11 protein-coding genes are annotated in these 10,937 nt (G+C 36.9%); all 11 read right to left on the bottom strand.

Annotation, left to right across the window (positions count from 1 at the left end):
* Positions 1 to 10: 10 nt before the first annotated feature.
* Entirely contained in the window at positions 11 to 1,180 is a 1,170-nt protein-coding gene (locus IGJ66_RS05545; protein WP_430616941.1) for a hypothetical protein, read from the bottom strand.
* A 175-nt stretch (positions 1,181 to 1,355) separates the two neighbouring features.
* Entirely contained in the window at positions 1,356 to 1,775 is a 420-nt protein-coding gene (locus IGJ66_RS05540) for a hypothetical protein (RefSeq protein WP_067481788.1), read from the bottom strand.
* Between the two features lie 29 nt (positions 1,776 to 1,804).
* Complete coding sequence (gene dnaI / locus IGJ66_RS05535) at positions 1,805 to 2,731, bottom strand: primosomal protein DnaI (protein WP_067481786.1); 927 nt, start codon at positions 2,729 to 2,731, stop codon at positions 1,805 to 1,807.
* Positions 2,731 to 4,113, bottom strand: coding sequence for a replication initiation and membrane attachment family protein (locus IGJ66_RS05530; protein ID WP_218658203.1), 1,383 nt, complete (start codon positions 4,111 to 4,113; stop codon positions 2,731 to 2,733). Before IGJ66_RS05530 ends, dnaI begins: the two co-directional genes overlap by 1 nt.
* A 13-nt stretch (positions 4,114 to 4,126) precedes the next feature.
* Positions 4,127 to 4,627, bottom strand: a complete 501-nt coding sequence (gene nrdR / locus IGJ66_RS05525) for a transcriptional regulator NrdR (RefSeq protein ID WP_067481782.1) — start codon at positions 4,625 to 4,627, stop codon at positions 4,127 to 4,129.
* A gap of 269 nt (positions 4,628 to 4,896) precedes the next feature.
* On the bottom strand, positions 4,897 to 5,229 hold the full coding sequence (locus IGJ66_RS05520) for a hypothetical protein (RefSeq protein ID WP_067481780.1): 333 nt from the start codon (positions 5,227 to 5,229) through the stop codon (positions 4,897 to 4,899).
* A gap of 191 nt (positions 5,230 to 5,420) precedes the next feature.
* On the bottom strand, positions 5,421 to 6,062 hold the full coding sequence (gene coaE, locus IGJ66_RS05515) for a dephospho-CoA kinase (protein WP_270607787.1): 642 nt from the start codon (positions 6,060 to 6,062) through the stop codon (positions 5,421 to 5,423).
* On the bottom strand, positions 6,026 to 6,862 hold the full coding sequence (mutM, locus tag IGJ66_RS05510) for a DNA-formamidopyrimidine glycosylase (RefSeq protein ID WP_067481778.1): 837 nt from the start codon (positions 6,860 to 6,862) through the stop codon (positions 6,026 to 6,028). Before mutM ends, coaE begins: the two co-directional genes overlap by 37 nt.
* 24 nt (positions 6,863 to 6,886) lie before the next feature.
* On the bottom strand, positions 6,887 to 9,532 hold the full coding sequence (gene polA, locus IGJ66_RS05505; protein WP_067481776.1) for a DNA polymerase I: 2,646 nt from the start codon (positions 9,530 to 9,532) through the stop codon (positions 6,887 to 6,889).
* Between the two features lie 119 nt (positions 9,533 to 9,651).
* Positions 9,652 to 10,335, bottom strand: a complete 684-nt coding sequence (locus IGJ66_RS05500) for a Bax inhibitor-1/YccA family protein (RefSeq protein ID WP_067481774.1) — start codon at positions 10,333 to 10,335, stop codon at positions 9,652 to 9,654.
* On the bottom strand, positions 10,328 to 10,813 hold the full coding sequence (locus tag IGJ66_RS05495; RefSeq protein WP_095803560.1) for a MaoC family dehydratase: 486 nt from the start codon (positions 10,811 to 10,813) through the stop codon (positions 10,328 to 10,330). The genes IGJ66_RS05500 and IGJ66_RS05495 overlap by 8 nt, the downstream gene beginning before the upstream one ends.
* Positions 10,814 to 10,937: the final 124 nt, after the last annotated feature.

Below are 10,937 nucleotides of genomic sequence, written 5' to 3'. Positions count from 1 at the left end.
TTTCCCCTTCTTACACGTCATATGTTAATAATGTAACTAAGTTGTTGAAAGAATAGACTTCAAGCGTTTTGGGGTCACCAATTCCGCCATAGATTTCACTACTTGAATCAGTCACTTGAAAATTTTGTAAGATTCGTGTTGCTTGCTGATAAAGCGCACGATCTTCTGTATAAAAACCAATCATTGCAGCAAAAGCATAACTTGCAGCAGATTGGTTGGTATCGACAGGTTCTCCATTTTGATTATAAGAATTGAATAGCGTTCCTTTTTCCACATTTTCCTTGATAAAAGTCAGACTATCTGAATCAGCTTCCCCAATTTCGGCTAAATAGAGAATCGTAATCAACGATTCCAAGATATTGATCGTCTTCCCAGATTCATACGACTGCGTTTTGTAATTATATTTTTGTTGGTAAAGCGGAAAAGTAGAAGAAATCTTTGCTTTTTTTGTCAAGTTCAATTGATACTGCAAAATTTCTGGTGAAAGTCCATTCGCCTGATAAACTTTACCCAGTGTTGAATAATCCAAATAAAAAAACGACACTTCGTTCGCTTGCTTTTTACTCTCAGAATCATAAAAATCAGTGAGTAATCCGTCGTTCATTGATTGTTTAACGAAATATTTTGAGACATTCTTAAATTCCTCTTGATACGATACATCATTAAAACGCGTCCCCGCAATCAACAAAGAGCGCATAATTCGCAAATCATCTAAACTCGCATTGACCGCTGATCGTTTTCCATCAACTGTCACTCGGTAACTAAATTGATGATTTTCATAAAACAACTCTTTTGTGTCTTGATAAAACGTATCATACTCTGCTTTAGTGCCTGTTAGGGCAAGATGTACAAGGTATAATCCCGAAGATTCACTTAATTGATCATGACCAGTCGCATGTTCTTGCCCGCCTGGATCACTAAGATAATTTGTATAAAATCCTTTTTCCGATCGCATTTTACTCATTAAGAAGGCTTCTAGTTTTTGTTTGCTCTTATCTATTTCTTCTTGGTGGTATCGTCTTCCTCGAAAGTGATAATTCAAATCACCAGAAACCAAACTGGAAATAGATTTGTCTACGTGCTTGACTTCAATTTTTGGTTCTGAATCCCTAAATAAGAAAAAATAGCCAGCTAGAATCAGAAAAAAAATAGAGCCAACTGCAACAAAAGGTTTTTTCATCGTTACACCTCCTAAAGTTCTATAGACCAATTTAGCAGTATCTAAGGCACTTCGCAACACTTCCGTACTGTAATTCTCATTTTTTTCTACAAAACAAGAAAAAAATGAGAAAAAACCGGTTTCTTCACTTCGTCACTTGTACGAAATGAAAAAACCGGTTGGTTTGCTTCATTAATTATTGGATAGCTAAAACTTGAATAATTGAATTTCCTGGAATTTGCGGTGGTAACGACATTGTCATCACAGGTTGTTTAGCCAAGGTCAACTCGACTTCTGTTCCCTCAGACAATGCGTCCAGGTTAGGTTTGATTTTATCTGTTGGCGCATTTAAGATGACACCGTCATTCGCAAATGAGGTCCCAATATTCTCAGGATCAATTTTTGCCTTGACGTCAATTAATTTCACACGAACGATTTGATCCTCATCGTCGCTTTCAGTCACTTCTTCAACAGTCCCAGTAAAAACACTTTGATCTTGTGCCAACGAATTAGAAGTCGTTTCAGCTGTTTGTTCATCATTAGTAGACTGATTCCCACAGGCGGTCAATAATAAAAAGGTTGTCGCTAAGGTTAAGCAAGATACTATACGCTTCATAAACCACATCTCCGTTCTTTTATTCACTTTTAGCCGTTTCGACGATTTTTCCCAGTCATCTCAATTTCTTTTGTTAGATAACGAATACGTTCCATAATACGTTTGGCCTTTAAAGGTTCTTCATCTCCACGTTGTGTAACAGACAAATGTTTTTCTAACTCATCCATCGTAAAGTTTGATGAGAAAAAGGTCGGTAGTTGTTCTTGCATTCGATATTGCAAAATAACGCCAAATACTTCATCACGAATCCAACTACTCATGGCATCGGCCCCAATATCATCCATCATTAAGATAGGGGAACGTTTTACCGCATCAAGTTTATCCGAAACTTGGTCTTTACCAATTGCTTGTTTCATTTCAACTGCAAATGTTGGAAAATGAACGAGTGTCGTTGTATACCCTGCAACAGCTAAGTCGTGTGCGATTGCACCTAATAAATAAGTTTTTCCAATACCAAAGCTTCCAACTAAATATAGCCCTTTGTGATAGCCTTTAGGATCCTTTGTGTATTGTTCCACAAAATTAAATGCTTCAAAAAAGGCATCACTACGACCACTTGTTTGCTCAAATCCTTCAAAGGTAGCCGTTTGAATATCTTTAGGCATATCCATTGCTTTCACACGACTACGGATTTCTTCTTGTTTTTGTCGAGCAATTAATGCTTCAGTCGGCACATAGGTGACATCCACATAATGAAAGTTCAACACTAGTTTTGGTTCATATCCTGGTGCAATCATTGTCGGATCATTTTTCTGATATTTTCGCTTTTCTTGAACAAATTCATAAAGTTTTGCATAGCTTTTTTCAATATCTGCTTGTGTTAAACGTTCTTGATGTTCTGCCAAAAAGGCTTGAACATCTGAATCATTCAATACTTCTTGAATCATTTCGGCATACTTTTCTTGGTAGTTGCGTTTACTGATGATCTTTTTTAATTCTCTTCCAACATCTTCCATTAGTTGTCACCCTCCTTTTTAGCAAGATATTCTTTAAAGCGCCGATCAATTTCCGCTTGTTTTTCTTGACTGATTTTCTTCTCGTCTTTTGGTTGATTTACCCAATCAGGTAATTTTTCTCGGCGTACGTTTCGACGAGTATTTGTGTAGTTTCTCGTTTGCTTTTTCTCTGCGCTTTCTTGGCTTTTCTTTTTAATATGAGCAATCGCATCTTCTGCTGTCATAATTTTCTGTTGTGCCCATTCGTTAGCAATCGTATTGACATAGTTTGTCCCTAAACTTGCTTGATTTTTGATAACTAATACATAGTTCAGCAACACATTGATAACACTACTTGGAAGTCCCGAACGAGAAACAAGTTCTTGCATCAACCACGTTTCTGATTTAGATACATAACCATTTTTTTCTTTTTTGATTGACTCTAAGTATTTCATTGGTGGAACACTTTGGGCCTCTTTGATTAACTGTACAGAGGCTGCAGACAACTGTCCTTGTTTCGTAACTGGTTCAGCCTTTGTGGTTTCGGTAGTGTCTGAAGTTTCTACAGGCACTTTTACCACGGATGATTGACTAACCGGGTTTGCTAAAAAGATTTTTTGAAGTTCTTTCAAAGACACTTTTTGTTCTGTGAAGTCGTATGCTTCAACGATTTTTTCACCTAAAGCTAAGTCATCCAAACCATACAATTGCTGATACATTTCGAGTTGTTTGATGATTGATTCCTCTGGTTTTTCAATATGTTTCTTTTGTAACCAGTTTGTTAAAAAAGCCCAATCAATCGTACTTTTCTCAGACAATCGCTTGGTTTTTGCTTGCTCAGTAAATGTTTCTTGCAGCTTTTCGATTTGCTGTTTATCAGCGTCAAATGAAGCTTCATTGAATTGATATACTTCTAAAAATTTTTTGGTTTTTTTCTGATAACCTTCTGTTGAAAGTTTTTTTGGCTCGAAACGCTTGACTAACTGGTCGAAGCGACGCTCGCCAACCTTTTCTAATAGTAAAAAGCTTAAAACAGAATCCATAAAGAACTGTTTCACCGACATTGGTTCTAACAATTCATAAAGAAAGCACGTTCCTAGGCTAGGATCTTCTTTGTAATAAACATCTAATAAGCCAATTCCCTCAAGTTTTTTTCGTGCTTCGTAAAATTGAGGAATACCACAACCAAGACTACTCAATAAATCTGCGTGAAGTCCTTCTGGTCCTTGGCCAGTTTCTAAAGAAATTTCTGTCAAAAGAGTAAGGTAAAGACTAAGCGCTTCTCCCCCAATCAAGGGTTGGTAAAGATGTAATAACGCATTTCGGCTTTCTTCTTTTAAAGGACTTTGCTTTCTTCCTTGGTAGATATTTTTTGGTTGAAGCTCTTTCCAAGCATTTTCCAAGGAAATGCCCCCTTTATTCTGTACTTTCGTCTTCGTCATCTTTGGATTTGTTATTTTCTTTTGCCTTCTCCACGATGTCTTGTAGTTCTTTTAGGAACACGGACATATCTTTAAATTGACGGTAGACACTTGCAAAACGAATATAAGCAATCTCATCCAAATTAACGAGATCTTCCATGACATATTCTCCAATTAAATTGGTTGATACTTCATTTTCTCCTAAACTTCGAACCCGATTTTCCACATGGTTCACAATTTGCTCCATTTGTTCCATAGCAACTGGACGTTTTTCAGCTGAACGAATCAGCCCTCGCAAAATCTTATCTCGATTAAATTCTTCACGTTCACCGTTTTTCTTAATAACTAGTAATGGTGCAGCTTCGATTCTTTCAAATGTTGTAAAACGAAATGAGCAATTTTCACACTCACGTCGACGACGAATCGCCCGACCATCATCTGCTTGACGGCTATCAATAACACGGGAATTATTATGTTGACATCTTGGACATCTCATTTAGTTCACCTCATGTATCATTTAAGTTTTATAAAAAGAACATTCTGCTCTTTCATAGTTAGTTGCATTATAACATGAAACTTTTATGTTAAGCGACTTTCCCAGCTAAAAAGATGCAGTTTCCATCATTAATAAAGCGTTTTTATTCATTTTTCGCAAAAAATGAGCTGTGACAAAATTTTATCACAACTCATTTGCCGGTTGAAACGAAACTGTGAATGATTTTTAATTGTCTGCTTTTGAACGCATTACTTCATGCTTTCTAAAAACTACAATTTTTCTTCAATACCAGTATAATGTTTTAACCGTTGCTCTTCGATTTTTTGTTCATCAGGGATATGTTCAGCATCTGGGAGTGGTTTTTTTGTTCGATCAGACATTTCTTTTTTTCGTTCTTGTGTTAAATCTTGTTGGCGTGCTTCTTTTTCTGCTTGTTGATCTTCTAATTCAGCAATTCGTGCTTTGTATTGGTCTGCGTTCTTTTTACCGACCTCAGCTTGCGCACGACCCTCATCTTTTAATTCATCTTTATCAAGTAACTTACCAATTTTTTCTTTGGCAGATCCGACAACTTTATCTTTTTGATTCTTGATATTGCCCATACAAATCCCTCCCTTATTCTTATCTTTAGCATAACAAAAATAAACAAGATACTCAAAATATACGATTAGCTAGTCCTTTCATCCACGCGATTAAACATGTGATTTTCATTTTATATGCTTTGCAAACAACTTAAAGTCACTAAAATAAAAAGCAAAGCACTTCGTTTAACCGACGAAGCACTTTGCTTATTTTATTTTTCATTTGTGATAAACGATTGTTGTTTTAACCACAACTCAACTTGTTGAACCAACGATTCCTTTGTCTGAGTATTATCAAACAAAAAGTCAGCTCGTTCTTTTTTCGTTTCAATCGACCATTGCGTCTTTATTCGTTTCAACGCTTCAGCTTCTGTTAACTGATTTCTTTTCATCAATCGTTCGAGCTGAATCGCTTCTGTGGTATAGACAACTGCTACAGCATCCATGTAACGTTCATAATGTCCTTCAAACAACAAAGGAACATCAACAACAACCAAGGGATTATGCTGTTTTTTTTCAGCAATTTGTTGTTTGATACGTCCGCGAATAAACGGATTTAACACACGATTTAGTGTTTGGCGTAATTCGTTATCCGCAAACACGATGGCACCTAATTGTTTTCGATTTAGCGTACCATCTTCATTTAAGATCTGTTTACCAAACACTTCAACGATTGCAGACAAACCAGCGGTTCCAGGCTCGACGACTTCTCTTGCTACTACATCACCATCAATTACTGGAATCCCATGCTTTTTAAAGACTTCAGCAGCTGTACTTTTACCTGTTGCAATGCTTCCTGTTAAACCTAAAACAAAACCTACTTTGGTATTTTCAGTTGCTGACATTTTGGACAATAGTGAGTCCCCCTTTGTGCAACTTTTGTTTTGACGATTGGTGTTTGACAACGCACACATGGCTGGCCTGTTTGACCATAAACATGAAGTGCCATTTGAAAACTACCTGCTTCACCAAGTGCGTTGAGATAACTACGAATGGTTGTTCCACCTGCTTCCACCGCTCTTCCCAATACATCAATGATTGCTAAGCGAAGTGCTGCAATTTCTTTTCCTTTTAATGTATTGGCGGGCTGCTCTGGATGGATTTTTGCTTCCCATAATGCTTCATCTACATAAATATTGCCTAATCCCGTGACTAAGCGTTGATCCAATAGCAACGGTTTGATTGCTTTATGTGATTTTTTGAGACCTGCTTCAAATTCTGCCAAAGTAAATAACTCTGGTAGAGGTTCTGGACCTAACTTCATGATTCCGCGATAAGAATCACTTTGTCCTTTTGCCACCAGCGTCATTCGACCAAATTTACGAACGTCATTATAACGAAGCTGACTGCCATCATCAAAAAAGAAAATGACATGAGTATGTTTATCTAATGGTTGATTTTCTTCCACAAAGGAATATTTTCCTTCCATTCGCAAATGAGAAATCAACTCGTAATTGGTTAAATGAAAAATCAGAAACTTGCCACGACGTCCAATTGATTCGATGGTTTCACCAATCAACGTTGCTTCAAAAATCGGTGCTTCTGGTTGTTCAATAATTTTGGGCCACAAGACTTGCACTTTTTGAATCTTTTTTCCTGTGACCAAACGTTCTAGCCCTTTACGGACCGTTTCAACTTCTGGTAATTCAGGCATGTTTCTTCTTCACCTTTTTCTTTTTTATTTGGCTTCGTACCATGTTTTGCCCCAACTACTATCAGTAATCAATGGCACATGTAGCGAAACAGCATTTTCCATTACTTCTTTGACTAATTGATCTAATGCTTCTAATTCGTGTTCCGGAACTTCAAAAACTAATTCATCGTGTACTTGTAATAACATTGTTGCTTCTAGTTTTTCTTCTTTCAATCGTTTCGCCAAATCAATCATCGCAATTTTTAAAATATCAGCTGCGCTACCTTGAATTGGTGTATTGATAGCCGTCCGTTCTGCAAACGAACGTAAGTTAAAGTTTCTTGAATTGATTTCTGGTAAATAGCGACGACGATGATAAAGTGTTTCCACAAAGCCCTGATCTTTTGCTTCGCGAACAATACGTTCCATGTATGATTTCACGCCAGGGTATTTATCAAAATAAGTGTCGATATATTGTTGTGCTGCTTTTCGGGAAATACCAAGATTTTGCGATAAGCCATAATCCGAGATACCATACACAATCCCAAAGTTGACAGCTTTTGCTTGGCGACGCATATTTGGTGTTACGTCCTCTGCCTTTTCAATCCCAAAGACCCGCATTGCCGTACTTGCATGGATATCTTGACCTTCCAAAAAGGCAGCTTTCAGATGTTCATCATCAGAAATGTGTGCTAATACACGTAACTCGATTTGAGAGTAGTCAGAAGAATAAATCAACCAATCTTTTTTTCTTGGAACAAATGCTTCACGGATTTTCCGACCTTCTTCTAAACGAATCGGAATATTTTGCAAGTTCGGATCAACTGAACTCAAGCGACCAGTTTGGGTCAGTGTCTGAACGTAACGAGTATGCACTTTACCATCAGATTGGATCACTTTTAATAGCCCTTCTACATAAGTTGACTGGATTTTTGCAATTTGACGGTAGACTAAGATGTCGTCAACGATTGGTGCTTGTTCTCTCAGTTGTTCTAACACATCCACCGCTGTTGAATAACCTGTTTTGGTTTTCTTAATAACAGGCAGGCCCATTTTTTCAAACAGGATAACACCTAATTGTTTAGGTGAATTCAGGTTGAACTCTTCGCCAGCTTCCGTATAAATTTTTTCTTCAATTTCTTTTAGACGCTCCGAAAATTCAATCTTCATTTCTTGTAAACGTGAAGCATCGACTTTAATTCCACTAATTTCCATTTCTGCCAAGATTTGTGACAGTGGTAGTTCCATTTTATAAAACAAGTCTGCTTGATTTTTTTCTTCTAGCTCTTTGTTCAAAATTGGTGTCAGGGCATTGATTGCTGCAACTTTACGAGCAAGATGCGCAAAGAAAACTTCTTCCTCTTCCGGTAATCCTTTTTTGGCACCTTTTCCATAAACCGCTTCGTCTGATTGGATATCTTGATAGCCATAATGTGCGGCTACTCCTTCGATATCACTGCTTTTATCGTTAGTATCTAACAAATAAGAGCCCAAAAGAACATCAAAATCAATTCCTTGTGTCTTGCCAGTATAACGGTTCAAGGCAACATATGTCCGTTTGGCATCATAAACTTTTTTCAGGCGTGTTCCATCAGTCAACCACTCTTTAAATGCGTCGCTTTCGAAAATACTTAGATCATTGGTCACATAAATTTTTTCTTTTGTCCCCCAAGAAACGCCAACAATGTCTTCTGTATGATAATTTTCGCCTAACATTTCGACATAAAGTGCCATGTCAGTAGTAAACATTTCTGGTTGATACTCTGTCACTACTTCAAATAGAACATCTGCCAGCTCGGGCTCTTCCTCATGGATATCAAGCTTAGCTAAAAATTGCTTAAATTCCATTTCTTGATAAAACGGAACTAATTTTTCTAAGTCTTTTCCTTCATATTTCAATGAATCAATTGTGACATCAACAGGTGCATGTGTGTTGATTGTAGCTAATTTTTTGGACAGAAAAGCTTGTTCTTGATCATTAATCAGATTTTCCTTCATCTTGCTTTTTTTCATTTCAGCAATATGTTCGTAGACGCCTTCGACTGAACCATATTCTTTCAACAATTTAATCGCTGTTTTCTCACCAATTTTGGTTACGCCAGGGATATTATCAGAAGCATCACCGGCTAGTCCTTTCATGTCGATAATTTGTTTAGGCGTCAATCCATCATACTTTTCTGCGATATGTTCTGGTGTGTAACTTTCAATATCGCTCACACCTTTCACGGTAATGTCTACTTTGATAGCATCAGTAGCTAACTGTGTCAAATCTCGATCTCCTGAAAGAATAACAACATCAAATGCTTCTTTATCTACTTTTTCTGCCAACGTACCAATAATATCATCGGCTTCATAATTTGGTAGTTCATAATATTTTACGCCTAGCCCTGTTAACAATTCACGAATGTAAGGCATCTGTTCTTTAAATTCACCAGGTGTTTTTGAACGTCCACCTTTATATTCAGCGTACATCTCTGTACGGAAAGTTGTTTTTCCTGCATCAAAGGCAACTAATACGTGTGTTGGTTGTTCTTTTTGCATCACATTCTCAAACATTGTGTTAAAAGCGTAAATTGCATTGGTATGCAACCCATTTCGATTTTTAAAACGTTCTAGTGAGTTATGCAACGCGAAAAATGCGCGAAAGGCGACGCTATTTCCGTCGACCAATAATAATTTATTTTTTGTCATATCAATTAGCTCCTCATCCGTAAAGTTCTTATTTATTCTAACAAAGAATGTCTTGGAAAGCGAAAAGAAAAAACGGATAGGAGAAAATGTTTATCTCCTACCCGTTTCAATGTTAAAAATTAATTGTTTCGTCCAAAAATTCGTAGAAATGCAAGGAACAAGTTGATAAAGTCTAAATACAATTGAAGAGCCATGAACACTGCCACACCACTGTTTGCTGTTCCATTACTTTGAATGTACACTTTACGAATATTTTGATTGTCATAAGCAGTGATTCCAGCAAAAATCAAGACTAACAAGATTGAGATGAAGAAATCGACTGCACTACTATGAAGTAAGAAAATATTGACAAACATGGCAATGATCACACCGATCAATGCAGCTAATCCTGCGCGACCAATCCCACTCAAATCTTTTTTAGTAACCATTCCCACAACTGACATCCCGATAAACATGCCTGTTGCAGTCAAAAATGCTTGCGTAATTGTTCCAATATCATAAAAAGCAAGCGTCACAGCCAGTACCAAGCCATTTAATAATGAATAGGCAATAAAGCCACCAATAGCTAAACTTGGATTTTTTTGAGCCTTTGCACTTAAAACCAATACTAAAATGATTTGAACAATCCAAAGTCCCATAAAACCTAATGGAAAGCCATTAATAAATGTTGCTACTTGTTGCGGAAAAACTGAGAGTGCTAAGTATGAAGTCAATGCACTTAACGCCAATCCCACACCTAGGAAGCCATACACTTTAGAATAGAAACGATTGATTCCTTCATTTGCTACGCTTTGATTATTCATTTAGTTCACCTTCACTTTCAAATTCAATTTCTAGTTCTGGGTCAACAGGTGGCTGAACCATTACTACAGCATCGAGTACGCGATTCCCTTCCCCATTTTCTGCTTCAACAGAAATCGTAACGACGTCTTTCATTTTATCTACTTTTATGACCTCAAATTGGAAAGTCAATGTTTCGTAGTGGAAAACTGGTTCAATAAAATTCACAGAAAAATTCACAACGTGTGAGCCTGGACCAGGTAAATGCTTAGAAATAGCACTTGTAATGATACCCATTAACATCACAGATGGCACAATTGGTTGTTGATACTCCGTTTTTTGTGCAAAATCATGCTGAATGTATAATGGATTAGCATCATTCGTCAATCCTAAATAAAGCAACAGTTGATTGTCTTCAATTGATTCTGTTAAAGACAACGAGTCGCCTTCCTCTAACTCATTTATTGTTTTTCCTAATTTTCTCGGCTTACCTATATTCAAAATAGAAACCCTCCAGTTTTATTTTACTCAAGAACAATTGTACCAAAACCAAGCAAAAAGGCAAGTTATGGAAACCGCACTTTTTATATACAAGAAAGCAGCCAAAAAGACAAAACTTTTTTGG

The sequence above is a fragment of the Enterococcus sp. DIV0176 genome (assembly GCF_050528535.1).
Taxonomy (GTDB): Bacteria; Bacillota; Bacilli; order Lactobacillales; family Enterococcaceae; genus Enterococcus_B; species Enterococcus_B thailandicus.
This window is presented reverse-complemented; position numbering and strand designations above follow the sequence as displayed.

Excerpts from the sequence above, each read along its gene's own strand:
- nrdR (WP_067481782.1), bottom strand. The coding sequence starts at position 4,627 with ATGAGATGTCCAAGATGTCAACATAATAATTCCCGTGTTATTGATAGC.
- IGJ66_RS05545 (WP_430616941.1), bottom strand. The coding sequence starts at position 1,180 with ATGAAAAAACCTTTTGTTGCAGTTGGCTCTATTTTTTTTCTGATTCTA.
- IGJ66_RS05540 (WP_067481788.1), bottom strand. The coding sequence starts at position 1,775 with ATGAAGCGTATAGTATCTTGCTTAACCTTAGCGACAACCTTTTTATTA.
- mutM (WP_067481778.1), bottom strand. The coding sequence starts at position 6,862 with ATGCCTGAATTACCAGAAGTTGAAACGGTCCGTAAAGGGCTAGAACGT.
- polA (WP_067481776.1), bottom strand. The coding sequence starts at position 9,532 with ATGACAAAAAATAAATTATTATTGGTCGACGGAAATAGCGTCGCCTTT.
- IGJ66_RS05500 (WP_067481774.1), bottom strand. The coding sequence starts at position 10,335 with ATGAATAATCAAAGCGTAGCAAATGAAGGAATCAATCGTTTCTATTCT.
- dnaI (WP_067481786.1), bottom strand. The coding sequence starts at position 2,731 with ATGGAAGATGTTGGAAGAGAATTAAAAAAGATCATCAGTAAACGCAAC.
- IGJ66_RS05520 (WP_067481780.1), bottom strand. The coding sequence starts at position 5,229 with ATGGGCAATATCAAGAATCAAAAAGATAAAGTTGTCGGATCTGCCAAA.